Origin of the sequence: Ottowia thiooxydans DSM 14619, assembly GCF_000422885.1 — a bacterium.
GTDB classification, from domain to species: domain Bacteria; phylum Pseudomonadota; class Gammaproteobacteria; order Burkholderiales; family Burkholderiaceae_C; genus Ottowia; species Ottowia thiooxydans.
Genome location: NZ_AUGX01000008.1, coordinates 246,016 through 271,367, shown reverse-complemented (window position 1 = coordinate 271,367; position 25,352 = coordinate 246,016). Strand labels below are relative to the sequence as shown.

Annotated in this window: 25 protein-coding genes; 7 read left to right on the top strand and 18 right to left on the bottom strand. The window is 57.8% G+C overall.

All coding sequences use genetic code 11. From position 1 onward, the window contains the following. Window position 1: 1 nt before the first annotated feature. A complete protein-coding gene (locus tag G518_RS0105000; protein ID WP_028601597.1) occupies window positions 2-538 on the bottom strand; it encodes a GTP-binding protein in 537 nt (178 codons plus the stop codon). Between the two features lie 8 nt (window positions 539-546). Next, on the bottom strand, window positions 547-1,227 hold the full coding sequence (locus G518_RS0104995) for a hypothetical protein (protein ID WP_028601596.1): 681 nt from the start codon (window positions 1,225-1,227) through the stop codon (window positions 547-549). A 291-nt stretch (window positions 1,228-1,518) separates the two neighbouring features. Here G518_RS0104995 and dnaE point away from each other — a divergent pair, with 291 nt between their 5' ends. From dnaE to G518_RS0104970, 4 genes are all read left to right on the top strand, one after another. Further along, entirely contained in the window at window positions 1,519-5,028 is a 3,510-nt protein-coding gene (dnaE, locus tag G518_RS0104990; protein ID WP_028601595.1) for a DNA polymerase III subunit alpha, read from the top strand. A 737-nt stretch (window positions 5,029-5,765) separates the two neighbouring features. Further along, entirely contained in the window at window positions 5,766-6,311 is a 546-nt protein-coding gene (locus tag G518_RS0104985; RefSeq protein ID WP_028601594.1) for a hypothetical protein, read from the top strand. Window positions 6,312-6,905: 594 nt separating this feature from the next. Further along, window positions 6,906-8,165 carry a hypothetical protein gene (locus tag G518_RS33925; RefSeq protein WP_169457898.1) on the top strand — a complete coding sequence of 420 codons (1,260 nt, stop codon included), beginning with the start codon at window positions 6,906-6,908 and terminating at the stop codon, window positions 8,163-8,165. Window positions 8,166-8,209: 44 nt separating this feature from the next. Next, window positions 8,210-8,746, top strand: coding sequence for a hypothetical protein (locus tag G518_RS0104970; RefSeq protein ID WP_028601592.1), 537 nt, complete (start codon window positions 8,210-8,212; stop codon window positions 8,744-8,746). 106 nt (window positions 8,747-8,852) lie between these two features. Here the strand turns inward: G518_RS0104970 and tolA are convergent, their stop codons facing one another. The 8 genes from tolA to ribBA all read right to left on the bottom strand — a co-directional run bounded on the left by tolA (window position 8,853) and on the right by ribBA (window position 15,041). Next, complete coding sequence (gene tolA, locus G518_RS0104965; RefSeq protein ID WP_028601591.1) at window positions 8,853-9,890, bottom strand: cell envelope integrity protein TolA; 1,038 nt, start codon at window positions 9,888-9,890, stop codon at window positions 8,853-8,855. Between the two features lie 19 nt (window positions 9,891-9,909). Further along, a complete protein-coding gene (locus G518_RS0104960; RefSeq protein ID WP_028601590.1) occupies window positions 9,910-10,320 on the bottom strand; it encodes an ExbD/TolR family protein in 411 nt (136 codons plus the stop codon). A 4-nt stretch (window positions 10,321-10,324) separates the two neighbouring features. After that, window positions 10,325-11,029: a protein TolQ gene (tolQ, locus tag G518_RS0104955; protein WP_028601589.1), complete on the bottom strand. Its 705-nt coding sequence runs from the start codon at window positions 11,027-11,029 to the stop codon at window positions 10,325-10,327. A 102-nt stretch (window positions 11,030-11,131) separates the two neighbouring features. Continuing rightward, window positions 11,132-11,563 carry a tol-pal system-associated acyl-CoA thioesterase gene (gene ybgC, locus G518_RS0104950; RefSeq protein WP_028601588.1) on the bottom strand — a complete coding sequence of 144 codons (432 nt, stop codon included), beginning with the start codon at window positions 11,561-11,563 and terminating at the stop codon, window positions 11,132-11,134. Window positions 11,564-11,581: 18 nt separating this feature from the next. Next, on the bottom strand, window positions 11,582-12,799 hold the full coding sequence (locus tag G518_RS0104945; protein WP_028601587.1) for a pyridoxal phosphate-dependent aminotransferase: 1,218 nt from the start codon (window positions 12,797-12,799) through the stop codon (window positions 11,582-11,584). Then, complete coding sequence (nusB, locus tag G518_RS0104940; protein WP_028601586.1) at window positions 12,796-13,341, bottom strand: transcription antitermination factor NusB; 546 nt, start codon at window positions 13,339-13,341, stop codon at window positions 12,796-12,798. The genes G518_RS0104945 and nusB overlap by 4 nt, the downstream gene beginning before the upstream one ends. Next, a complete protein-coding gene (ribH, locus tag G518_RS0104935; RefSeq protein WP_028601585.1) occupies window positions 13,338-13,802 on the bottom strand; it encodes a 6,7-dimethyl-8-ribityllumazine synthase in 465 nt (154 codons plus the stop codon). Before ribH ends, nusB begins: the two co-directional genes overlap by 4 nt. 96 nt (window positions 13,803-13,898) lie before the next feature. After that, window positions 13,899-15,041: a bifunctional 3,4-dihydroxy-2-butanone-4-phosphate synthase/GTP cyclohydrolase II gene (gene ribBA, locus G518_RS0104930; RefSeq protein ID WP_028601584.1), complete on the bottom strand. Its 1,143-nt coding sequence runs from the start codon at window positions 15,039-15,041 to the stop codon at window positions 13,899-13,901. 157 nt (window positions 15,042-15,198) lie between these two features. Between ribBA and G518_RS0104925 the strand changes: the two genes are divergently transcribed. Continuing rightward, the gene (locus G518_RS0104925) at window positions 15,199-16,155 is read left to right on the top strand and encodes an AEC family transporter (protein ID WP_036593592.1); all 957 of its coding nucleotides are present in this window, start codon (window positions 15,199-15,201) and stop codon (window positions 16,153-16,155) included. Window positions 16,156-16,178: 23 nt separating this feature from the next. On the opposite strand, the gene pdxH is transcribed toward G518_RS0104925, so the two are convergent. Together pdxH and G518_RS0104915 are read right to left on the bottom strand one after the other, a co-directional pair. Further along, on the bottom strand, window positions 16,179-16,814 hold the full coding sequence (gene pdxH, locus G518_RS0104920; protein WP_028601582.1) for a pyridoxamine 5'-phosphate oxidase: 636 nt from the start codon (window positions 16,812-16,814) through the stop codon (window positions 16,179-16,181). A gap of 60 nt (window positions 16,815-16,874) precedes the next feature. Next, window positions 16,875-17,522, bottom strand: a complete 648-nt coding sequence (locus G518_RS0104915; RefSeq protein WP_084651481.1) for a gamma-glutamylcyclotransferase — start codon at window positions 17,520-17,522, stop codon at window positions 16,875-16,877. Between the two features lie 120 nt (window positions 17,523-17,642). Here G518_RS0104915 and G518_RS0104910 point away from each other — a divergent pair, with 120 nt between their 5' ends. Next, window positions 17,643-18,176: an OmpA family protein gene (locus G518_RS0104910; protein WP_028601580.1), complete on the top strand. Its 534-nt coding sequence runs from the start codon at window positions 17,643-17,645 to the stop codon at window positions 18,174-18,176. Between the two features lie 41 nt (window positions 18,177-18,217). Here the strand turns inward: G518_RS0104910 and G518_RS0104905 are convergent, their stop codons facing one another. The 3 genes from G518_RS0104905 to G518_RS38280 all read right to left on the bottom strand — a co-directional run bounded on the left by G518_RS0104905 (window position 18,218) and on the right by G518_RS38280 (window position 21,303). Next, the gene (locus tag G518_RS0104905) at window positions 18,218-19,735 is read right to left on the bottom strand and encodes a CYTH and CHAD domain-containing protein (protein WP_028601579.1); all 1,518 of its coding nucleotides are present in this window, start codon (window positions 19,733-19,735) and stop codon (window positions 18,218-18,220) included. A gap of 99 nt (window positions 19,736-19,834) precedes the next feature. Then, window positions 19,835-20,257, bottom strand: coding sequence for a lactoylglutathione lyase (gloA, locus tag G518_RS0104900; protein ID WP_028601578.1), 423 nt, complete (start codon window positions 20,255-20,257; stop codon window positions 19,835-19,837). A gap of 170 nt (window positions 20,258-20,427) precedes the next feature. Continuing rightward, entirely contained in the window at window positions 20,428-21,303 is an 876-nt protein-coding gene (locus tag G518_RS38280; RefSeq protein WP_084651479.1) for a metallophosphoesterase, read from the bottom strand. Window positions 21,304-21,693: 390 nt separating this feature from the next. Between G518_RS38280 and G518_RS0104890 the strand changes: the two genes are divergently transcribed. Further along, complete coding sequence (locus G518_RS0104890; RefSeq protein WP_028601577.1) at window positions 21,694-22,077, top strand: cupin domain-containing protein; 384 nt, start codon at window positions 21,694-21,696, stop codon at window positions 22,075-22,077. An 86-nt stretch (window positions 22,078-22,163) separates the two neighbouring features. Here the strand turns inward: G518_RS0104890 and G518_RS0104885 are convergent, their stop codons facing one another. The 3 genes from G518_RS0104885 to G518_RS0104875 all read right to left on the bottom strand — a co-directional run bounded on the left by G518_RS0104885 (window position 22,164) and on the right by G518_RS0104875 (window position 25,352). Continuing rightward, window positions 22,164-22,544 (bottom strand): hypothetical protein, encoded by a 381-nt coding sequence (locus G518_RS0104885; protein WP_028601576.1) that lies wholly within the window; start codon window positions 22,542-22,544, stop codon window positions 22,164-22,166. A 163-nt stretch (window positions 22,545-22,707) separates the two neighbouring features. Further along, on the bottom strand, window positions 22,708-23,415 hold the full coding sequence (locus tag G518_RS0104880) for a hypothetical protein (protein ID WP_028601575.1): 708 nt from the start codon (window positions 23,413-23,415) through the stop codon (window positions 22,708-22,710). Window positions 23,416-23,555: 140 nt separating this feature from the next. Beyond that, window positions 23,556-25,352, bottom strand: a complete 1,797-nt coding sequence (locus G518_RS0104875; RefSeq protein ID WP_028601574.1) for an acyclic terpene utilization AtuA family protein — start codon at window positions 25,350-25,352, stop codon at window positions 23,556-23,558.

The following is a 25,352-nucleotide window of genomic DNA, read 5'->3' as shown; positions in this document are numbered from 1 at the left end:
CTTAATCTCCAAACATGCCGGCTTCTAGCTGCGCCAGCAAAGTATCGATCAGCAAAAGTACGTCTTGCCGCTCGCGAACATCCACTTCAAGGACGGGAAGCATACGGTCATGTCGGGCCAACTCGTCAATGTAATCGTCTAACGATGGGGTCGGGTGCTCAGCCAACCTGCCCACGCCGATAGTGCAAGGCATGATATCCAGGTCTTCGGCAAAAGCCTCCAAATAAATACGCAGATCCGCGAGCGGGTCGGGGCGTGAATTGTCCGCGAGGATGACCATGCCGATGGCGTTCTTCGCAAGAATTTTCCAGAGAAAATCGAAACGCGATTGCCCCGGCGTGCCAAACATCCGGATGCGGTCTCCGTTATCCAGTGTGAACTGGCCGAAGTCCAGACCGACTGTCGTGAATGTTTTTGAATGCGACGAGTCGTTGTTGAACACGTCGGTCACGATCGGCGCCTCTTCGCTTACCGTTCCGATGGCCGTAGTTTTGCCGGCACCCATGGTGCCAGTGAAAAGTATCTTGTATTCGCGCACGACTATTTCTACAGGCCCAGGCGACGGCGAATGCTGGAAATGAGACCGCTTGAGAATTTAGGCCGGGAAGCGTGGGCTTTGCTGCCTGATGCTGGAGCGGGAGTCTCCGCCACAGGCTGCTCTACCATGTCAATAAGACTGGCTGCGCGCAGTACTTGCAGAAATGTTTCACATACGCTCACGGGTTGCTGGCATACGATTGAAAGATCGCCAACGCTCAACGCCCGCCGGGAAAGAATCGTAGCCATCCGAATGCGGGTAGCATCGCCTCGCAGCAAGATAGCGGGCGGCCAGCGGCGCAGCTTGAAGCGCGCCTGGCTTGGGAAAGCCGTTAGTTCGGACTCGGGCTCGGGCGCGTGGGAAGAGCTGCTGGACAGGGTCTCCCGCAGGTTTTTCTCAGTGGCGGTGAGCCAGTTCTGCAATTGGTCCGCGCGGATGGGACGTTCCAGCGTGTTCGGGCCTGAGCCTGAATTCATGCGCTTCAAAAAAAGAACCGCTTTCGCCAGGCGGCTGAGGTCTTTGTTCTCGGCATCAAGCGTGGTCCCATCGACCAGCAGGGCGTCATAGGGCGGTGCATTGACAAACGTCCATTGAAACGTGTTGCCATGGGAGAACAAGCGGAAAAGTGTCTTGATCAGCGCGACCTCGGCAGGGGGCAGGTTATAGGCGCCGAGTTTTAAGGAAGACATAATTTATGTGCTACGTTTAGGCATCTTTGCCTGACTTACAAACGGCGCAACAGCTAAGTCGTTGGCCACTAATTGTTTTCTTTGAGACGCTTTTTTTTGGTTTTTTGCATCCGATGGACTGAGTATATTTTTCTAAGCTCCACTGGTGAGAGGTCGATTGGAGTCCGTGAGAAGTAATGCACAACTAGCCCCGTAAAAACCCGAATAAGAGTGTCTTTTTGCAACAGGCGCATGAATGCTTTACAGGTAGGCGCCCCTCCCAATCCATCGTTTGTCGCTCACATATTTGAAATGTTCGTTCACCTTCGTTTGCATACTGAGTTTTCTGTCATCGACGGTACCAATCGTGTCGATGACATCGTGGGAGCGGCTTGCGCGGATGGCCAACCCGCTTTGGCCATCACCGATCTGAATAATCTGTTCGGGGCTATAAAGTTCTATAAAGCGTCTCGCTCGGCGGGGGTCAAACCGCTTCTCGGCGCTGAAATCCTGCTTGAAGGAGCCGATGCAGAAAAAGGCACGCTATCGCGGGTGTTGCTCCTGGTTCAAAGCCACCAGGGTTACCTGAATTTGTCGGAACTCCTGGCTCGGGCGTGGACGCAAGGATCAGTTAAGTCTCAGGCCGTCACTACCTGGGCTTGGCTCAGTGAACTCTCTGAAGGTTTGCTGGTGCTATCTGGTGCGCAGGCCGGCCCGGTTGGGCAGGCTTTGGTGCGAGGTGATCTTGCGCGGGCTAGCGAGCTGGCGCTTCGTCTGGCGGGGATCTTCCCGCATCGCTTTTACCTGGAACTGCAGAGAGCCGGCAGGCCGGATGACGAGAACCATGTGGCTGCAGCGGTTCAATTGGCGGCGCGACTTCAACTGCCGGTGGTCGCAACGCACCCCATTCAGTTTCAGCGGCCAGACGACTATGAGTCACATGAGGCGCGCGTGTGTATCGCCGAGGGCGAGATTCTGGGCAACCCCCGTCGGGTACGCCGGTTTACAGAGGATCAATACTTCAAGTCGCAAGCAGAAATGCAAGCGCTGTTTGCCGATGTGCCTTCGGCGCTGGCCAATACGGGGGAAATCGCGCGCCGATGCAACCTGACGCTCACGCTCGGCAAGCCGCAGTTACCGGATTTCCCCACGCCAAACGGCATGCCCATTGGCGACTACTTCCGCCTTGCGTCGGAAGAAGGCCTGCAGGAGCGCATGGCGCACCTCTACCCTGATGCCACCGCGCGCGCGGCCCAGATGCCGCTTTACCAGGCACGGCTGGAGTTCGAGATCGGCACCATCTTGAAGATGGGTTTCCCGGGCTATTTTTTGATCGTGGGCGACTTCATCAAGTGGGCCAAGGCCAACGGTTGTCCGGTAGGACCGGGGCGTGGATCGGGTGCGGGTTCCCTGGTGGCGTACGCACTGAAGATCACCGACCTCGATCCGCTCCAGTACAACCTGCTGTTTGAGCGGTTCCTGAACCCCGAACGCGTCAGCATGCCTGACTTCGATATCGATTTCTGCCAGGCCAACCGTGACCGCGTGATCGATTATGTGAAGGATAAATACGGCAAGAACGCCGTGAGCCAGATCGCCACCTTCGGCACCATGGCGGCACGCGCGGCCATTCGTGACGTGGGCCGCGTGCTGGACATGAGCTACATGTTCTGCGATGGCATCAGCAAGCTCATTCCTAACAAGCCCGGCCAGCACATCACCATTGATGGCGCCATCAAAGTCGAGCCCGTGCTGGCGGAGCGCTTGGAAAAAGAGGATGAGGTCAAGACCTTGCTCGCGCTGGCGCAGAAGCTGGAAGGTATGACGCGAAACGTCGGTATGCACGCCGGTGGCGTGTTGATCGCCCCGGGCAAGCTCACTGACTTTTGCCCTCTCTACCAACAGCCGGGCAGTGATTCAGCTGTGAGCCAGTACGACAAGGATGACGTCGAAGCCGTCGGCCTGGTCAAGTTCGACTTCTTGGGCCTCGCCACCCTGACGATCCTGGAAATCGCCAAGGATTTGATTGTTCGCCGCCACCCGAGCCAGAAAGATTTCGCTTTCGAAAACATCCCGCTCGTGGATGCCAAGACCTACAAACTGTTCCAGGATGGCCGCACTGAAGCTGTGTTCCAGTTTGAAAGCCGCGGAATGCAAGGCATGTTGCGTGACGCCCGGCCCACCCGGCTTGAGGACCTGATCGCGCTGAACGCGCTGTATCGTCCCGGCCCTATGGATCTGATCCCAAGCTTCGTTGCGCGTAAGCACGGGCGCGAACCGGTCGAGTACCCGCACCCCCTGGTGGCCGAGATGCTGAGCGAGACCTACGGCATCATGGTCTACCAGGAGCAGGTCATGCAGACTGCGCAGATCCTGGGCGGCTATAGCCTGGGCGGCGCCGACTTGTTGCGCCGTGCCATGGGTAAGAAAAAAGCCGAGGAAATGGCGGAACACCGGCAGATATTCCGGGAAGGTGCGGCCAAAAACGACATTTCCCAAAGCAAGGCCGACGAAATCTTCGATTTGATGGAGAAGTTCGCAGGCTACGGCTTTAACAAGTCGCACGCTGCCGCTTATTCTCTGCTGGCGTATCACACGGCCTGGCTCAAGGCGCACTACACCGCCGAGTTCTACTGCGCCAACATGACGGTTGAGATGGACAACACTGACAAGCTCAAGGTGTTGTACGAAGACGCGCTGAAGAGCGGCATGACTTTCGAACCACCAGACGTCAATCGGGGAACCTACCGCTTCGAGCCCATCAGCAATACCTTGATTCGCTATGGCCTGGGGGCCATCAAGGGTACGGGCGAGCAGGCTATTGAAGCCATTGTCGCTGCGCGCGAAGGGCGAGGAGCTGGAGATTCAGGAAGCGAGTCGGGGCCATTCAAGAGCCTGTTTGACTTCTGCAATCGCGTCGATCGTTCGCGCGTCAATAAGCGCACCGTAGAGGCGCTCATTCGCGCCGGAGGCTTTGATTCATTGCAGATGAACCGGGCTGCGCTGGCCACATCCTTGGATCTGGCCTTCGACTATGGGGCTGCCTGCGCGGCGAACGCCAACCAGAGCGGGTTGTTTGATCTGCTTGATGACAGCCATGGATCGGTCACGCAAGAGCCGGAGCTTGCGCAGGTGATGCCATGGGGCGTGAAGGAGCGACTTTCCCTGGAGAAGACCGCCATTGGGTTCTATCTTTCGGGCCATCTTTTCGATGAAGTCGAACGCGAGGTGCGGCAATTCGTGCGCCGGCGTATTGACGATCTGGTCGATAGCCGAGACCCTCAGTTGCTAGCCGGGATTGTGGGAGATTTTCGGGTCATCAACGGCCAGCGCGGCAAGCTCGCGCTGTTCAAGCTTGACGACAAATCGGGTGTGATCGAGGCGCGTGCGGATGAAGCCTTGATCAACCAGCACCGCAACCTCTTGAAAGACGATGAACTGATCATTGTCATGGGCAAGGTGCAACCTGATCGATTCTCCGGTGGAGTTCAAGTCACGATCACGCAAATATTGGATCTGCCATCGGCGCGTTGCCGGTTTGGGAAGTTCCTGCGCGTCGCCGTGAATGGCCAAGTTCCGGATGTGAAACGACTACTCGCAGAGCATCCGCCCAAGTCTGAAGTCACTGAGCATGGCGAGTTGCTGAAAGGCATGCTGGTGCGTTTGGTGCTGGAGCGACGTACAGACGAGCACCGTGGCATCAAAGGCGTCATGGCCCAGATTCAGTTGGGAGAAGAAGCCCGCTTTTTCCCAAGTGATGCCGCGCTCGCCGGTTGGATGGCGCAGGCTGATGAGGGGCGGGCGATGATAGTGTACGAGTGAGCTCCCCCTGAGTCGCTGCCGCGCCTTCCCCCTGAGGGGGACGCAGCCAGCGGCCTGGAGAGATGGGCTCCCCCTGAGTCGCTGCGCGCCTTCCCCCGGAGGGGGACGCACCCAGCGGCCTGGCAAAGCCAGCTCCGCGGCTACACCCGTATGGCCTGCTCCGCGGCCTTTTGGTGGCGCCGCCATTTATGGAACTCCGAGGCAATTCAAGTGTGGTCGCGTTCCGCGACCAGCCATGTATTTCTCCCTCTCCCGCTCGCGGGAGAGGGTTGGGGTGAGGGCCGGAGCGCCACCGATGCAGGGCGCCGTGAGTCTGCACGCTTTTCTACTCCTTCCCCCGCTGGGGGAAGGTTGGGATGGGGGCAAGCGGCATTTGACGGACGCGCAGCTTTTGCATCACTCCATTTCCCCCACACCCGCAAGCAGGTGAGGGTAGCCGCGCCGCCGATGTACAGGGCGCCATGAGTGTCTGCTGACTCATATACCGAAGTGCCGCCGCGGCTATCGGTTCCTAGTGCCTTCCTTGGGTCTCAACTCCTGAAGTCTTGCGCGCACCTCCCTTACGAGGGGCCGTGGTTCCACAGGCGTGTCCTGTGCGGAAAAGTGCAAGACACACACGAAACATCAATTTTTTGAGAACTATAATATTAATTTATACGAATATAAAAGTGCGCGCAACTAAGTCATCCAGCCTAACAAATAGTGCTCGTTCAGTCCGCATTCTGGGGTTAGTAGCGATGTCCGTTCAAGTAGCTCATGCCTTGCTTTCGCTTCGCCGGCTAGTTTTCAGTGCCCTCACATTGGCGATGCTGTTTTTCTCAATTGGCTGCAGCGATGCAGAAGGAGCCGGGCGCGAAGCAGCCGCTCAGATAGAAAACCTGGAAAACATCGGTCAAATACCCCGGCTCGACCGAGGCACCAGCATTGCCGGCGTAGATGTCAATGGGAACGGCGTGCGTGATGACATCGAGGACGTTATAGCCGCACAGCCGTTTAGTGACGTGCAGAAAAAGGCGTTGCTGCAAGCTGGCAGAGCCCTGCAGCTATCTCTGATCACGCCATTAAATGACAAGGTTGCACTTGATCGAATTGGCGCTCTGAGTGCAGCGTCAGTCCGCTGCATCGGCCGTGTTTTTGATTCCCGGGACAGCGACGTTTGGTTAACGAAAATCGAAGCCATGACCGCCAATACGCGGCAGCGCGCACAGCGATATCTCGACTACAACAAGGCAGTTTCCGGCTCGTTTACACGCATGCCGGACGGCGATACCTGTGAGCCATGATAAAGACCCAGCGCGCTGTAGGCACAGTCCGGATCTGCGCCGTTTTCCCGGCAATCCCACGACCGGCGGCGCCGAACAGCTGGCAACCTGAGGGCGAGACCGCCGGCCTTGCCTAATCCCTGAGTTTGAATTGCATCACCATCGGATTCCAAAAACGCCCATTGTCCGAAGGCAGCTCCGCGGCTACACCCGTATGGCCTACTCCGCGGCCGTCTGGTTTTCCCCCTCTCCCGCCTGCGGGAGAGGGTTGGGGTGAGGGTTGGGGTGAGGGTTGGGGTGAGGGTTGGGGTGAGGGTTGGGGTGAGGGTTGGGGTGAGGGTTGGGGTGAGGGTTGGGGCGCCACCGATGTGCCGGGCGACATGAGTGCATGCTGACTCATTTAGCCGAGGTTCTCTTTGCGTCGACGGCTCCGAAGGCCCACCCAGAGCCTCGACTGCGACAGCCTTGCACGCAGCTCCTTACGGGAGGCCGTAGCTCCTCAGGCATAAGCCGCGCGGATAAGTGCGGAGGGCAGCCACCCTTGATTGCCTGTCGGATATATACGAAATTCTCAATTAATTGAGAACTATAATATTAATTTATTCGGTTCTCAAGGTGAGCATATCTAATCTATCCGGCCTAATGAGGCTTGTTTGTGCAGCCTCTGTTGTGTGGCTAGTAGCGATGCTCGCTCACGCTGCCCATGCGACTCCCTACGCATGCAGTTTTAACTCTGAGGGCGATGGGCAAGTTGGCGGATGCAGCGGGTTCAGATTTGACTTATTTGCTCATTCTCCACAGGAGGCATATCAGCTGTATCTTCAAGAAGGAGGCTTTCCAAACGATCCCACCGCTGAAGAGCAGAAGAAAGGCCAAAGGTTTAATCGTCCTTCCTATGCAGATCCTTGGGGGCCACAAGTTGACTCAGGCGGGCGAAGTTCGTTGGTGACCGAAGGATTTTTTATCGATTGCCAATACGGGGGTCGCAGACAGGATGGAACGCCTTGGAGCAAGCGTGGGCGAGTTTTCGCCGTCACATGCACGAAAGAGATCAAGCCAGTTTTCGTAGGTTTCTTCAATGGGGTTTGGAACACACGCTGGCAAGCCGTTGATGGACTTGATGAGATTAAAACGGTGCATGGTCGCATCTACAAGAACCATGTTTTGAGCTATAAGGTGCTCTACAACCAGACCGGTAGCGTCAGTGGCAGCACCGGGTTACAGGACTTGGCCGAGGTTTTTATCCAGCGTGACCGTGAGTTAAATGGGTTACTTAATCAACGCTGGGAGTATTTCTGGGAAATGCTGTCAGGCACCCACCGCCAAGACGGTGCACTGACGCAAAACCTGCTCAGCAAGCTGGGCCACTACGGGGGCGGCCTAATCGAGTTGGTGGACGCGACGGTTGAAAACTTGATCAATAAGGTCGCGAGCGGCTGGGCACATCTACTTAGCAATCCACCCACTGCCGCTGACATCATCGAACAAACTCGTGTTCTCAATGCGTTTGCGCAGGACGGCTATCACTTGGTGCTGTTAGGACATTCACAAGGCAATCTGTTCCTCAACCCGGCATATGACCACGCTAAGAACGCCCATCCCTTCACGAAGGTGGCGGCTGTGCATGTGGCTCCTGCTTCACCTACCCTGCGAGGCGAGCATTTACTGGCAGATATTGATTTGGTGATCAATGGTCTACGCTTGCATGGTGGCCCCAACACAGTGCCGCCAGTAAACATCAACATTCCCGCAAATCTACTCGAAGATGCTAGTGGTCACACCCTGGTCAAAACCTATCTTGATTCGGCTCGCGCTGCGCGAGGCAGCATTAAGGCACTGTTGGGCGCAGCGCTGGACCAGGCTTCGGAGCTTTAACCCACCCATGTTCGATCACAGCTGAGTTTTCCGGACACATTTGCATGACATCTCCTTTTTCTTCCTCTTTTCGCAGAGTCTTCGCCGGCGCTCTTACTTTGCTGACTTTGTATAGCTCGACGGGCTGTAGTGATCCCGATGGCGCTGTGCGTGAAGCAGCAAGCAAAATAGCCGATTTGGAGAGCTCTGGCCAAATACATCGTCTCGACCAAGGTACCAGCATTGCCGGTACTGACTCCAATAGAAATGGCGTGCGCGATGACATCGATGCCTATATTGCTGCCCAACCACTCAGCGATGAGCAGAAAAGAGCATTGTTGCAGGGTGGCAGAGCCTTGCAGTTATCTTTGGTCACGCCCTTGAATGACGAAGCGGCACTTGATCGGATTGGCGCTCTAAGTGCAGCGGCTATCCATTGCATTCGCAGTGTCTTTGTTGAGAGTCGACCTGGGGTATGGACGACAAAAATCGAAGCCATCACTGCCAACACGCGACAGCGCGCCCAACGCTATCTCGAATACAACAAGGCCGTTTCTGGCTCAGTAATACACATGCCGGATGGCGACACCTGCGAGCCATAATGAGTGCATACTGAATCCCACGCCGAGCTGGCATTTGTGCCGTCTCGCTGCCGATCGGGATAGCGGCGACTAAAAACTGGCAATCGAGGGGTTATGCAACAGCTCCCTAATCCCTCAACTTGAACTGCATCACCATCGGATTCCAAAAACGCCCGTTATCCGAAGGCAGCTTTTCCGTCCGATCAAGTGCTCGCAGCACAGCATCGTCCCAGCTCTTCACTCCACTGGATTTGATGATGCGGCGGCTGATGATGGTGCCGGTGGGGCCGGTGCGTACTTCCACTTCAGCGACTGGGTTACCGGGCACATCGTCGGAGAACACGATATTGGGCCGGACGGCGGAGCGGATTCTGCCGGCGTAGTTACCTGATGGGCCGGCGTCGCGTTCGTCAGTACCGCCAGCACTGCCTTTTGTGGCACCTTTCCCATTGGCGGAGGTTCCACCGTCGCTATCTGCACTACCTGCCAGTTTGGCCATGCGTGCAAGCTCGGCTTTGCGGCGGCTGTCGGATTCTTTGGCCTCGCGGCTAGCTTCTGCCTTGGCTTTGGCGTCTGCTGCCTTGCGTTCGGCGGTTTCTTTTTCCTTAGCGGCTTTTTCGGCGAGCTTCTTATCGGCGGCTTTCTTTTCAGCCACTTCTTTGGCTGCAAGATCTTTGCGACGTTTGTCTTCGGCGGCTTTCTTTTGCGCCAATTCTTTGCGCTCAAGCTCTTCTTCGCGTTTCTCTTCGCGGCGTTTCTCCTCGCGCGCTTCAGCCGCTTTGCGACGAGCTTCTTCTTCTTTCTTCTTCTTTTGCGCCAAGGCGATCTCTGCCTCTCGTGCATCGTCCACCGCAGGTTTGGGCGGTGGGGGCGGCTTCACGACGGGTTCGGGCTTGGGGATTGGCTTGGGCGGCACAGGAGGTTCTACCCGCTCTACCGCTGGCTCTGGCGGCGGCTTGGGTGCAGCCTTTGGCGCGGCGCGTTGCACGGCCGGCGCCCAGAGCTCGGCCTCTACTGCGTCTTCTGGCGCTTCGCTGCGCCAGCTGATGCCCCAGGTCAGCGCGAGGATCAGCAGCAAATGGGCAAAAAGTGCCAGCGCCATGGCGCGCCCCATTCCACCTTGTTGGGGAGGGGCGAACTCTTGGCGTTCGGCTGCGGCGTTCATGCGTGTTCAGTCTTCCGGATTACTTGACTGCCAAACCAACCCGCTGAACACCCGCTTCTTGCAACTGCTTCATCATGCTGATGACCTGCTGGTAGCGCAAATCGCTGTCAGCAGCGAGCATCACAGGCATATCAGGTGTGTCCTCCAACGCTTTCTTGATGGCGGAAACGGCTTCCTTTTCACTGGCTTCGGCCAGTTTGACTTCTCCAGAGAGGGACACCTGGCCCTTTGCATCAATGTTCACGCTGATGAGTTTGTCAGGCGCCTTCGACGATTTGCCAGCGCTGGGAACATTGATCACACCGGGTGTGATGAGCGGCGCGGTCACCATGAAGATGATGAGCAGCACCAACATGACATCGATGAACGGCACCATGTTGATTTCATTGATGGTGCGACGGCCACGGCCGCGAGAGCTAACGGCGGGCATGGTGTCAGTGCCCCGAGGCCGTTGTAGATTGCGTATGTACGCCCAGGTTGCGCTGCAGGATGTTGGAGAATTCCTCTATGAACGTTTCCTGCTTGTTGGCGATGCGGTCAATGTCTCGCGCAAAACGGTTGTAGGCGATCACGGCAGGGATGGCGGCGAACAGGCCAAGCGCGGTAGCGACCAGGGCTTCAGCGATGCCTGGTGCCACGGTGGCAAGGGTTACCTGCTGGAGGCTGGCCAAGCCGGTAAACGCGTGCATGATGCCCCACACCGTGCCAAACAAACCCACATAAGGGCTGACTGAGCCCACGGAGGCGAGAAAAGAGAGGTTGGATTCAGTCTCATCCATCTCGCGCTGGAAGCTGGCCCTCATGGCGCGGCGTGCACCGTCGAGCAGTGTCCCGGTGTCCTGAATTCGGCGCTCGCGCAGCTTTTGATATTCCCGCATGCCACTGGCAAAAATACGCTCCATGGGGCCAGTGCTTCTGGCATTTTGGGTGGCGGCAGCGAAAAGATCGTTCAAGCTCGTGCCTGACCAGAATTCGCGCTCAAAGTCATCATTGAGCTGCTTGACCTGCTTGAGGGAGCGAAGTTTTCTGAAAATCGCAGCCCAGCTGGCAATCGACACGCCCAGCAAGAGCAGCATGACCAATTGCACGACAAAACTGGCGTGCAATACGAGTTGGACGATGGAGAGATCCTGGTTCATGCTTGGAGCCTTGGAGTGGAGCGCGGTGCCTGCAAGTGCGTAGCGCTCACATCTGATAGGTGAAGACCAACGAAGTGGCGGGAATCGGTATTCATGTGGCTTCTAGGAAGATGACAAGCGGTCAATGGCTGTTTCTGAATTCAACTGATCAATGATCGCGGCAGGAATGCGCGCGGGTCTGAGCGTTTGAGCGTCCACCCAGCCGATACGGATACTGCCCTGGCAAAGCAGGGCACCGGTCGACTTGAGGGTAGCCCGCTGTTCAATGTTCAGCGTCACCCGGCCCGCTTCTTTGAGCGCTGCGGTGACGATAAGTTCATCGTCAAGACGAGCAGGGGAGTGGTATTTCACATTGGTCTCGCTGACCACGAACATGCCACCTTCGCGTTCACGAAGTATTTGCTGTCCCACGCCCAGGGCGCGCAGCCACTCAGTACGAGCGCGCTCGAAGAATTTTAGATAGTTGGCGTAGAAAACAATGCCGCCAGCGTCGGTATCTTCCCAGTAAATTCGAATGGGAAACTCGAACGCCATAGCTTTCAGAAACAGAGCTCAGGCCAGCAAAGCGCGCAGGCGGCCTACGGCGGCTTCGAGCTGTGCCATGGAATTGGCGGTGGAAAAGCGAATGTAGCGTGCTGTATCTGCACGCCCGAAATCGCGCCCTGGCGTGATGGCCAGATGTGCGCGCTTCATCAGTTCGAAGGCGAATTCCCAGCTGCCGGCGATCTGCATGTCGCTATTATATTCGGAGCTAGCGGGCAGCAATTTCTGGCAAGCCGCAGTGCAGTCGGCCCAGGCGTAGAAGGCTCCGTCGGGTGTGACGGGAACGGGCAATCCCAGGGCGGCCAGTTGCGGCACAAACCAGTCGCGGCGCGCTTTGAATTCCGCTCGCCTGCTTTCGTAGATCGCCAGGCTTTCGGGTTCGAAGCATGCCAGCGCCGCGTGCTGGGCAATCGTGCTTGGGCAAATGAACAGGTGCTGCGCGAGCTGCTCCACCACGTCAACCAACGAATCTGGCACCACCAACCATCCCAGGCGCCAGCCTGTCATGTTGAAATACTTGCTGAAGCTGTTGATGCTGATGATTTGATCGTCCAGCCCAAGCGCGCTGTGTCCGTAGGTCTCTTCGTAGCTGAGGCCCAGGTAAATTTCATCGATCAGGGTCACGCCACCACGCTCCTGCACCACGCTATGGATGCGGCGCAACTCGTGCGGATGGATGGAGGTGCCCGTGGGGTTGGAGGGTGAGGCCAGCATCACGCCGCGCGTGTGGGCGCCCCAGGCCTGTTCTACCTTGTCGGCGCTGAGCTGGAACCGCTCCGCTTCGGTGGCCGGAAGCAGCACCGCTCTGCCCTCTGCCGCACTTACAAACTGGCGGTTGCATGGGTAGCTCGGGTCTGGCATGAGCACTTCGTCGCCTGCATCCAGCAGGGCAAGGCAGGCCAGTTGCAATGCCGCAGAGGCCCCTGCGGTCACCACGATGCGCCGTGCCGGCACCTGCACGCCAAAGCGTTCGGCATACCAATGGCTGATGCGCTCGCGCAGTTGGGGCAGGCCGGTGGCTTGGGTGTACTGAGTGCGTCCGTCGCGAATGGCTTTTTCGGCAGCTTCCTGAACCAGAGGCGGGGCCGTGAAATCTGGCTCGCCGATGTTCAGATAGATCATGGGCCGGTCAGTGCCGGCAGCCTCTTTGGCGATGGCCGCGGCCGATTTGGCCATTTCCATTACATAGAAGGGCTCCACACGCTGAGCCCGGGCCGAGATTTTCATGGAGTAGGCGAGGCGGGGTCCGAAGATTTCTTGGGAGCCGCACGATCTGCCTGCACTTCCGCAGGGCGCAGTGTGGGCGCAATGCCGTTGAGTACGCCGTTGACATACTTGTGTCCGTCGGTGCCTCCGAAATCCTTGGCCAGTTCGATGCACTCGTTCAAAACCACTCGCCACGGTACGTCGGGGCAGCGCAGGAGTTCGTAGGCTCCAATCCACATGCAACCATGCTCAATGGGCGAGATCTGATCCATCTTGCGGTCGAGCAAGGGCAGGATCAGTGCATCCAGATCGTCCTTGAGTTCAATGCAGCCGTAGAGCAGGGCGTCATAGTGCACTGCGTCGGCCTTGGAAAAACCTTGCAATTCACGTGTGAAGGCGTCAATGACAGCGGGATCGCCACCGCCAACGAAGTGCTGGTACAGCGCCTGCAGGGCAAACTCACGAGCGCGTGAGCGCGGCGATTTGGTGGACGACCTGCGTGTGCCATTGGGTTTAGGGGCCAGAGCCTTGCTCGCGGACGCTTTTTGTTCTTCTTCACTCATTTCAGGCGCTCCAGCAGTTGTGCCATTTCCACTGCCACACGTGCAGCGTCTCGTCCTTTTTCGACTTGGCGTGCCACGGCTTGTGCCATGTTTTCCGTGGTCAGGATGGCGTTGGCGATAGGAATGCCGTGTTCCAGGCCTACACGTGTCACGCCAGCCCCGGACTCATTGGCCACCAGCTCGAAATGATAGGTTTCGCCGCGAATGATGCATCCGAGAGCGATCAATGCGTCGTATTTTTCAGAATCAGCCAGGGCTTGCAGTGCCAGCGGCACCTCCAGGGCTCCAGGAACACTCACGTACTCTATGTTGTCACTGGGCACGTTCAGAGCTGCAAGCTCGGTCGTGCAGGCGTTCAGCAGGGCGCTTGTCACGTCATCGTTGAAGCGAGCCCGCACGATGCCGATTCGCAGCTGACTGCCATCCAGCTCGGGTAGTGCGCCTTGGTTTGCGTTTTTCATTGACTGTTTTCTTCTATCTTGTTTCGCGTGGCGCGGGGAAGGGGAGCGGTTTTTTCGACAATCCCTTCCAGGTTATGGTGCGGCGAATGCCAGGCGTTATTCGTTCGGGATGTAGCCTACGACTTCGAGCCCAAATCCGCCTGCCATACTGGGCAAGCGGCGCGGAGTGCCCATCAGTTCCATGCGCTGGACGCCGCAGTCGCGCAATATTTGCGCACCTACGCCGTAGCTACGCAGATCCATCCGGCCGCGCTCGGGCGCATGTGCGGCGCGGGCTTTGCCTTCGAACTGCGCCAGGAGTTGGTCGGCGCTTTCCCCGCAGTTAAGCAGTACGGCCACACCCTTGCCCTGCGCCTGGATGTAGCGAAGGCTGGCATGCACACTCCAGGAATGCATGCCGGTTTGGACTTCCAGCGAATCGAGCACCGAAAGAGGCTCGTGCACGCGAACGGGAACCACGTCCTGCGCGTCCCATTTCCCCATGACGAGGGCCAAATGCAGCTCGCCACTGGGTTTGTCGCGGTAGGCGTGTGTCATGAACTCGCCGTGAGCAGTGGTCAAAGAGCGCGAGGCTACTTTTTGCACCAGGGATTCATTGCGGCTGCGGTATTCGATCAAATCGGCAATGGTGCCTATCTTCAGGCCATGAGTGACCGCGAACTCCTGCAGATCCGGCAAACGAGCCATGGTGCCGTCGTCTTTCATGATCTCGCAGATCACGGAAGAGGGTGAGCAACCCGCCATGGCGGCCAGATCGCATCCGGCTTCCGTATGACCAGCGCGCATTAACACGCCACCGTCTACGGCCTGCAACGGAAAAATATGCCCTGGTTGCACCAGATCATCGGCGCGGGCATTGGCGCCTACGGCGGCTTGCACAGTGCGGGCGCGATCGGCAGCTGAAATACCGGTGGTCACGCCTTCAGCTGCCTCTATGGAAACGGTGAAAGCGGTGGAGTATTTGGTGCCATTGCGCGTGGCCATGGGCTGCAGCTGCAAGTGTTCGCAGCGCTCACGCGTCAATGTGAGGCAGATCAGGCCTCGGCCAAACCTGGCCATGAAATTGACAGCCTCAGGGGTGACGTGATCGGCGGCAAGCACCAGATCGCCTTCGTTTTCCCGGTCTTCTTCATCGACAAGGATCACCATGCGGCCGGCGCGTAACTCGGCGACAATCTCTTCCACAGGGGCGATGGCTGCGGGTGCAAGGGGCGTGGCTTGGGATAGGGGGGCGTTCATGGTGTGCCTGGCGCGTGTGGCCAGCCGCAAGTGCGGCAAAAGGTGACATTATCGGCGCTTTGAGGCCTTCTATTCCTTTAGCTGCATTAGCGGTCCCAAACCTGGGGGCCGTCTTGCCTCTGAAATTTAGCTTTGCTCGCAATCCACCGTTTTCCATATGGCCTTATCGCTCGACCACCCCGTTCTGTCCTCCCTGCTTCCGGTGGTGCTGCTGATTGGTATTGGTTTTCTGGCGGGTCGAATGAAGCTGATTCGCGGCCAAGCCGTGCGCGATCTCTCCAACCTGGTGTTTCTGGTGCTGGTGCAGGCATTGCTATTTCGAAGCATGGCCACGGCGCAATTGGAACGGCTGGATCTGCGCTCTGTCGCGTTGTATTACGTCGTGGCGGGCGTCCTGTTTTTCGTCCTGTTGTTCATTCAAGGCCTGAATAGCCGGTCAGCAGTGGTGGCAATGGCAGCCATTTTTAGCAATACGCTGATGATTGGAGTGCCGCTTGTCCAACTGGCGTACGGCCCGGCGGGCCTGTTGAATCTTTTTACCCTGATTTCAATGCATGCGCTGGTGCTGCTGACCCTGGCCACGGTGGTCATTGAGCTGCTGGTGGCGCGAGAGCAGGAAGCCGCGGGTGAGGGGCGCCAACGCCACATTGCCGCCACCGTGGTGCAGGCGGTCAAGAACGCGATCTTCCATCCGGTTCCGCTTCCCATCATCGCGGGCTTTTTGTATTCACTGACAGGGATCGGGCTGCATCCCATAGTGGAGCGTCCACTCAAGCTGCTGGGAGACGCGTTTGGTCCAGTGGCACTCGTCCTGGTGGGCGTGACGCTGGCTCAAACCGCCATCGGTCCGCATCTGCGCGGTGCGCTGGTCATTTCTACTCTTAAGACCGTCGTGCATCCGGCGCTCATGGCTCTGGCTGGCTGGGCCCTAGGCCTTACCGGCCTGCCTCTGGCGGTGATGGTGGTCGCCGCGGCCTTGCCGGTGGGCGCCAACGTGTTTCTGTTCTCGCAGCGCTATCACAAGGCTGAGGAGCTGGTCACGGCCTCGGTAGCGATTTCCACCGCCATGGCGGTGGTTACGGTGTCTGTGGTGATGTGGCTGCTGCCGCGATAAGCCTGCTCAACTCCTGCGGCCCACTAAGGCGCCAAGCGCTCGCGCAACCAGCCACTCTCACCCATTCGATACTGCAGCCTGTCGTGCAGCCGGCTTTTGCGGCCTTGCCAGAACTCCCAGCGCTCCGGTACCAGCCGAAACCCGCCCCAGTGCGGCGGGCGCGGGGGATTGAGCAGAAATTTGGCACCGTACTTGGCAGCACTTGTCACCAGTACCGAACGGCTTTCAATGATTTGGCTTTGTGGGCTGGCCCAGGCGCCAATGCGGCTGTCTAGAGGTCGGCTGGCATAGTAGGCATCGCTCTCGGCATCGCTTACTTTTTCCACGAGACCTTCGATGCGCACCACGCGCTCCAGTTCTACCCAGTGAAACTGCAGTGCAGCATAAGGGTTGCCGCCCAATTCGCGCCCTTTTCGGCTGTCGTAATTGGTATACCAGACGATGCCACGTTCATCGAAATCCTTGATCAGCACGATGCGCGTGCTGGGTCTTAGATCACCGCTGACGGTCGCCAGCGTCATGGCGTTCGGCTCTGGCACCTCACTTTTCCGGGCTTCGTCGAACCATTTCCCAAACTGGTGAAGTGGGTCGGCATGCGAGGCGTCGTCCGAAAGTTCGGCACGCTCGTAACTCTTGCGCAGGTGTGCGATATCGCTCATGCAGGCAGTGTAAAGGCAGGCGCTGTGATGCCCTTTGTGCGCGACACTCCTGTAGGGTGTTCAGGGCGAATCCGGCTTCGCATGTCCCAGGAGCCTGGTGAGCGATGCATCGTCAATCCCGTGGGCGCGCAGGGCTTCATGGGTTTGGCGTGCGTAGTCCAAAGTGGTGCCGTAGCGCCCGCTCGCTCCGCTGAAAATATGGCTGTATTGCTCTGGCGTCAGCTCGCCGGTGAAAGCGGGGCTGCGCCTCGACAAGGTGAACGCCAGCGCAGATACCGGGCCGTGCGGCGTCGAGCAGGGGAGCCAGCGCGGGTCGTAGACCGCAGTGGGCATCTCGCGGGCCCATAGCAAATCCAGCACCTCGTTCGCATTGCGGTGAGGAATGCGGTAAATCACGCCGCGGCAGCTGCCGCCGGGTAAAAGCGCGAAAACCAGACCAGGAATTTCAGGGGTGCCGCGGTTAACTCGGCTCCACATGGCCAGTGCCCGATGCCAGCCATGCACACGTGTGGCATGACGTTCGGTATGATCGAAATCTGGTCGCCAAATTAAAGAGGCATAGCCGAAGACCCACAAATCCTGTGCATGGCCCTGTTGCAGCCATTGCCGGCGAGCTTTTTCCAGCATTTGAGCGGGCTCTCGGCCCGGTCTGAACAGATGCCGAAATGAATCGGACGCCGGGGTTGGATGGTCTTCCAGGGGCTTCATGGCCAAACTTTATAATTTTCCAGGATGCCTTGCATGGTTGCCTGTGTAGTGCGTGGAGTCTTTTTCTCCACGGTGCGCAGGAAATCACGCAAGGCTTTATTAAAAGCAGGAGCTTAGTTAATGAATTCTCAAGACGACGATAACCAAGGTTTGGCGCTGGGCGTGGTGTTCAGTATGGTGCTATTGGCTGTTGGTCTGACGCTTGGCGTCGGTATCTACAAGTCCAGCAAAAAATCCCCAGCAACGAGTGCGGCGATTGTCGCAACCCCAGGTGCGGGTGTGGCCTTAGGCGGCGCGGCTGCGGGCGCAACGGTCATAGCAGTCGACGCGGCCAGCATCGTGGTCGAAACAGGCGTTGTCAAGTTTTACTTCGCCAGCGGCAAAGCAGAATTGGCACCGGGCGCCAAAGATGCGTTGGGTGACATCGTGAAAGGCGTCGCGGCCGGCCAAATCGCCCTCATCAGCGGTTTCCACGACACTTCCGGCGATCCCGCCTTGAATGAGGAATTGGCCAAGCAGCGCGCCATCGGCGTGCGCGATACCCTGATTTCCCTCGGCATCGGTGAAGACAAGCTTGATTTGCGTAAACCTGAGGTCACCCTGGCCGGTGGCACAAATGCCGAGGCGCGGCGAGTCGAAGTGCGCTTGCAATAACCTTGGCGACCTGAGCAGGTGCTCAATACCTGGTAGCCGATCTACCGGGGTGCCATCCGGGCGGCTGAAATGCCGCGCAGAAACCCCAGGATGGCGCGGTCTACTCCCAGAGGCTCCAGCATCTCTGCCAATATGAGCAGGTCACGTGCGGCGCCTATGCTGCTCTGCAGCTCTGTCGCCTGGTCTGCCCATCGGCGCGTGCGTGCTTTGGGGAGCACGGGCTCCATCGCTTCCAGGCAATAGCGCGTTCGCTTTGCTAGCAATCGCACGCGATGCTGCCGTACCGTGACCTCGGCGTTTTCCGGGGCCGGCAGCGCGTGCATGGCATCCACTTCGCCCGAGAGCCTTGCGTGCAGATCGCGCGTACGGTCTTTAGCCCATTCTCCCAAAGCCTGAGACGCTTCCTGGGTACGTTCCAAGCCATGCAACCAACGGCTCGTGCGCACAAGAGCCAATCCGGTTGAGGGCGCAGCGAGCGCTTTCAGCAGCGAACGACGGCGCGCTTGTCGTTCGGCCTGCAACGTGGCTTCCATGAGGTGCCAGTCTGCACTGCGGTGAGGGTCGCCAGCGATGAACGCCTCAGCCCATGTCGGCAGGCTCTCCAGTGCCGCGACGTCGAGATCACGCACCGCCCCCAGAGCCTTCAGCAATGGACGCAGGTCATCGTCATCAGGTGCAGGGCAATGCTTGCATAGTGGCTTGAATAGCCATAGCCCGCTGCGCCATCTGCGCCAGCCAACGCGCGCTTGATGCACCAATTCCGTGTGGTCTGCATGCAAAATGCCCACAAGATTCTCGGTGAACTGGCTGAACATTTCTCCCAGCACGGCTTGCGCCGCTGGCATGACTGGCTGATCGGGATCAAGGGCGAGCGCGTGCGCCCTCAATGGCGCAGCGCTGATGCCCGCCGCGAGTCGCCAGCCTTGCTGCGCCTTGCTGGTTTGCGCCGGCAAAACGGCTATATGTGAGGCAATTTGTTCGGCCAGGGTAAAGAGTGCATCTGCACTGCCCTGGATCAATTCAAGTTCGAGCTCGCAGATTGGCAAGCGCCTGCCGCTGGCATGTATCGAACCGATGTCGAGCGCCACTTCCACGTGGCTTGCGTCTTCGCCCCTCACTTGCCAGACAGTTCTCGTGCTTCTGGTTTCAAAACACGGCATCAGCTGACCAAACAACTCGTTATGGTCGTCGATCGCACTCCATGGTGTACCTTGTAATGCCATGGGATCGAGTTCTCCACGGCGCAGCGAGGTTTCCCATTCGCCACGTTGGCTCAGCCCGGCTGTACTGTTACCCGCGGTTTTGAACGTTTGAATCCATCGTGGCCTGCTTCCCGCACCTTCGCGGACGCTGCGCAGGCGCAAGGCCGCCTTTTGCTGGCGCAGATTCTGCTCCGGTGTGTCGAAGTAAATGTTGCGCAAACGCAGCACTTGGAATGCCACGCCCGCCAGCGGTGGTGTAGTCGCCAATTGATCGGCAATTCGGCGCCGATCGGCTCCGGGCAGGACCAGTTTCAACTCGATTTCGCTGGATTGCGAGGCCCTTGAAGCATTTTTCATGATGTCATTCTAAGAACGTCCCTACGATTCATACGAAGGGATCGTAGGGACGTTCAAAGACAGAATGAATGCAGAATTTCTGCATTCTGTTTCGCTCATCTAGGAATCCGTTCTAAGCCCTTGTCCGGCGCTGTCTTCGTTGCGCTGGATGAGTTCGATCTTATAGCCGTCAGGATCGGTGACGAAGGCAATGACCGTAGTGCCTCCTTTGACTGGGCCTGCCTCGCGCGTGACATTGCCGCCCGCTGCCTTGATTTTTTCGCAAGCAGCATAGGCATCTGGTACGCCCAGGGCGATGTGACCGTAGGCAGTGCCCATTTCGTACTGCTCCGTACCCCAGTTGTAGGTCAACTCAATCTCGGCTTGGCCGGGATTGCCGCCGCCGTAGCCTAGAAAGGCGAGCGAATACTTGTATTCCGGGTTTTCGGAGCGGCGCAGAAGCTGCATGCCCAGCACTTCAGTGTAGAAATCAATCGAGCGGTCAAGGTTGCCAACGCGCAACATGGTGTGGAGGATTCTCATGCTGCTATTTTCGTCGTAACGGTTGATCTGTGCTGAGCATCACCGTGCAAGCGGTGGGCATGGGCTCGCGTGTTCCACTCTGGCGGAGCAACGTACGATTGCTTCGGGCCGCCACGATCCAAACGTTTAGGCCTTAAAACAAACACCTCGAACATGCGCAGAAAGTTCGGTCATATAGCAAACGGACCAGGGAACGGATTCACGTGGCTGAAATGGCAAGCCATGCCGTCCTCGAGGGACCAGCGGTAGAGGCCGATCATGGGCGGCTCCATCCGGCAGGCCAGGGGTGCCCCAGGCTGCAGATTTAGATCTATCTGGTGGGACGATGAAGGGGCAACTACCACCGGCGCTCCGCCTAACGTGCCAAGAATGAGCCGGTGGACGTGTCCCGCGGCGATCAATTGAACGCCCCCATGTGCCGCCACTAATTTGCCTAGCTGTGGGCCTCCCTCCAGCAGGCCGCAGGCATCCATCGCTGAAATACCGGAAACCAACGGTGGATGATGCATGAACAGCAAGACTGGGTGGCCTGCGCAGGCCGTCAGTTGTGCCTCCAGCCAATGGAGCTGAGCCTCATTCAGATGCCCATGTGCAAAGCCGAGGTGCACCGTATCCAGCCCTATGAAGTGCAGGCCACCGCGTTCGACGTGAAGGCACATAGTTCCGTCGGGCGCATCGGCCGCCACCGGCATCAACTCACCGAGCACGGCTTTCGCTACGGCCGGTGTGTCGTGATTGCCGGGGATGGCCAGGACAAGGGGCCCGCAGGAAGCCAGTGTGGCCAACTCTTCTTCTACGATGGCTGCCAGTGTGATGTAGTCCTCTTCGCGACCGGTTTCACTCAAATCACCGCTTAACAGCAGAACATCGGGCGCCGGCACAAGTTGGCGCACATGGATGAGCGCACGTCTGAAGGCCTCAGTCGTGCCGGGGTGGGCCTGCATCCGGTTGGTTCGCAACCCGATGTGCGGGTCGGTGACATGGGCGATCAACATGATGAGCTTGAAATCATGTAGACACAGGGTGACCGGTCGCTGCGCAACCATCAGAAACCCAGAGAATTTTGCCCATGCTTGTACGCGACGAAATGTTGTAAGTGGTTGAGTTCATTTCCGCGTATTCCCTTCATCCGACTGAGCCAGTTCTTGTTGGTTTTGCGTGCTTAAGAGTCTACCGCTGCATGCTTTTTCCGTATCTGGTGGTCAGGCGCTCGCTTCAGCGAAAGTTGGTAGCGAATCATGAGAGCTTGCGAGCGCGTTGAGCCTTCATTTTGTACCGTTCGCGTGTGCATGTCATGGGCCTAAATCGAGAGATATGTCACAGGGGGGACTTTTTTCAACCCTGCACTCCAGTTTGAACAATAGGTGAAAATCGTCGCCACCGTCGCTTTGCCATTGGCTGCGTCGTCCTGATTGAACGCTGGAAAGAACATCGCCATGACTACGCTCACACAACCCGTGCTCTACACCGATGCCGAAGGCCGGGCCCGCTGGCGCGATGACATCACGCCACTGACAGAGGGCACACCTGCGGCACGCCTCAGTCCGCTGCAGGCGTCAGGCGGAATGCAGTGGCGCCAGAGTCCCATTGGCTTCAAGAGCGATTTCCACTGCACTACAACGCCGCAATGGCTTGTGGTAATTCAGGGACGCATGGAAATCGGATTGCAAGATGGCAGTAAACGCGTATTTGGACCTGGGGAGTTTTTCTACTCCGATGACACGCTGCCGCCTGGGCAGACCTTCAACCCCCTGGTTCACGGCCATTGCAGCCGACAAGTAGGGGACGATCCACTTGTGACGCTTTTCGTTCGTTCCTGACGGCATTGAACGGCTGGCTGACGCTTAACCATTCGACCAAACGTTTCGAGCGGTTGAGTCAGCGTTCAACGATTCGCGAGGCACCGTTAATGTGGGGTCAGATCGCTTAATCGATCTTGAAGTGCAGTGATTTGCTCCTTGACCGCCAAGATTGCGCCCGGATCATTGCCGCACATCTCTAAATATCCCCAGTCATCAGTCGGTGGGTCAATCATATTTTTCAAGATAAGAATCGCTTTGCGCAGGAGCGGTTCTAACTCGTCACTGTGATCCACAGGCCAAACAAAGGTAATTCCTAGTGTTTGAAGCAAGTAACTCGCGGCTCTGATTGAATCGTATTTTTCCTGGCGCTCATCGAATTCTTCGAACTCCCGAATAAGAACCGCAATTCCTCCTTTTGTCCAAAATCTATGGAACCAGTCTGCGGCTTCATCGCAGCCCCAAGGCTTTGTACTCCAATCACCCATATTAATATCCAGTAGTTGGCACTTGCTTTGTCTGGGTCAGCTGTACCTCGCGCACGGACTCGATCTGATCGAAACGGACTGGCGCATCCACGCCGATCACATCGTTTATCTCAAACGATGTTCCCCGCAGGGCAGTGACGATAGAGAAAACTCACTCCTCGATTTACTTGCTCTCCGCCCTATAGCGCTTGAACAGTTGATCATGCATGGCGTCGGGGCTGGTCGCCACGGTAGATAAGATTTGCTTGTTCAGGGCACTGTACGTAGATGGGATCGTGCCAGCGCCTAACTGCTCCAGACTTTTTCTGGCCCGTTGGTACTTGCTAGCAGCATTCTTTTCTTCGAGGGACACGAATTCCAGCAACAAGGCTTCGGTGATGGTGCGGCCCGGTTCCAGGCTGAACTGGCCTTCGGTGTCGTAGCGCACGATGCGCGCAAGGGCAAGAGGCGTGCCACGGGGCGATTCCCAGTAGCCAAGAAAATCGCCATTGTCAGTCTTGACGGCAAAGGTAATTTGCGACATCACCGCATGGGTGGCCTTGACGTTGGCAGCGATGTCAGGATTTTGGCGTTCCTTTTCGTTCAAATACGATGTATCGCGTGGTTCGTGTGCGGTTCGAGGGGTGAGGCAGACCGCACCCATATCGGCCCAAGCGTCGTAACCGGGGTGTTTTTTTCCAGTGTCACGGCGCAGTTGCTGCACGCACATGGCCACTAGATCGGGAGGCATGGCTTGCGATTTGAAAACGTCTTTCGCAATGGCCGAAAGCTGGGTTTGCTCTGTGGCGGACAAGGCAGGCGTCTCCGCCTGTGCCGCACCGGCCAGCAAAACGGCGCAAACACAGCAGTGGACTAGGGTTCGAAACAGCATGGTTTTCCGGATCTTGATATCACCGGTTCAATATAGCGGAAGTCGCTATTGCTGCGATGAATCACAGGGGGGCGGTGCCCGGTTGTTGACGCCGGTATCGCTGTAGTCAGTGGTGCCGGGAGCAGCCGACACACCCTAGATCAGGAGCTCGCTGCGGGGCGAGCAATCTTCATCTCAAGGAGCATTTGCGCCATTCCTTTGCCCATGGGGTCGTTGCGCAGGGAAGAGGGCCCCCCTCCGTCCAAGGCCTGATCCATTACGAAATTCAAGGCGTGCAGGCCAGAGGCTTCGTAGCGATTGATGCCACCTTTTACCAAATGGCCCAGGTGTGTGCGAACGCGTTGGGTGGTCAGAACTCGTCTCAAATGATCGAAGTGCGCCGCGTTCCGAGCGAACACCGCCACGTTAGAGGTATCGCCCTTGTCGCCCGATCGAGCATGCGCAATTTCCATAAGTGGCACACAGGCGGCTTCGGGACTATCCGTGGTGGGCTCGCCCTGCGCGCGCTCAGCTTCAATATAGGGGTGAGGCGCCGAGCCGGTGGTGGTTAGCACCACCTCATGCGTTTCACCCGCCATGATCACCTGAGGCAGGCTCAACCGCGCTTTTTTCACCAAGCAGGTGAACAAACGGTGCAAAGGCTCCACCGCAGGCCTTGTGTTCAGCGTTAGCGAGCTTCCGCTGGTGGTTCCCGGTGCGAAGGAAACCCCCGGCGCTCGCGACTCTCTGGAAAACAGGTCCAGAGCTTGCGCGCAATCATGTGTGACCACAAGCCGAGCAATGGCCTCGCGGCAATGGCTAGGTTGCGCATGCGGCCCGTAGCCGTCTTCGGCACCTACAACGGTCCCCGCATGCCGTACGAAATCCGCGAACCCGCGCTCTTTGAGCAAGCGACGAGTTCGATTCAGCAAGGCTTCGTTGGTGCGACGGGCCTTACCCGTTGCGTTCATTCCAAAAACCGAAACCTGGGCCGTGCATCGGTAACCTGCCTGGTAGCTGGCGGACATTTTGTAGGTGTCGGGCGCAAGGCTGCCGCGCGCCCCTTGCACCAGAACTTGATCGGGTCCTATGGCACTGGTGCTGACTGCGGTGAAATCGCACACGACATCAGGAAGTACGTAATGCGCGGGATCAGCCACTTCGTACAAAATCTGTTCATTCACCGTCATGGGTTCCACGAGACCGCCTGTGCCAGCAGCTTTGCTGAGCACGAAGGAGCCGTCGGCATGGCAGGTGGCGTAGGGATAACCTATATTTTCCCAATCAGGCACGCGCTCCCAATCGGTGAAGATTCCGCCGGTCGCCTGAGCGCCACATTCCAGGACATGGCCCACCAGAGATCCGCTGGCGAGCAAATCCCACTGGTCTGTACCCCAACCAAATTCGTGCATCAAGATGCCCAGCGTCGCTGCACTGTCCACAATCCGCCCGGTCACCACAATGTCGGCACCCAAGGCTAAAGCCTTGGCGATGGGCGGTGCGCCTAGATAGACGTTGGCGCTATCGACGCTGTGGGGCACCGGTGCCTTCGTGTAGAAATCCTGAGTGCCTGACGCACGAAGTTGATCCACCATGTGCATGCAGTCGTCGCCCACCGCATAAGCCACTTTAAGTGGCAGGTTCAGCTTCGCGAGTTGTGCTCGGATGGCGCCGGCACAGGCTTCGGGGTTGAGCCCACCCGCATTGGCCACCAGGCGAATGCCCTTTTCAGCGCAGGCCACGGCGATCTGCGGCAGCACGTACTCAACGAACTCGGTGGAATAGCCCAGCTGCGCATTGGTTTTGCGCGTTTGGGAAAATCCTGAGAGCGTCATTTCGGCCAGGTAATCGAATACGAGGTACTGCATACCCGGCACTTTGACGAGCTGGGTTGGTCCGAGAATGCTGTCTCCTATAAACGCTGAAGCGCCACCAATCAAGACGGTTTTGGGATTCAT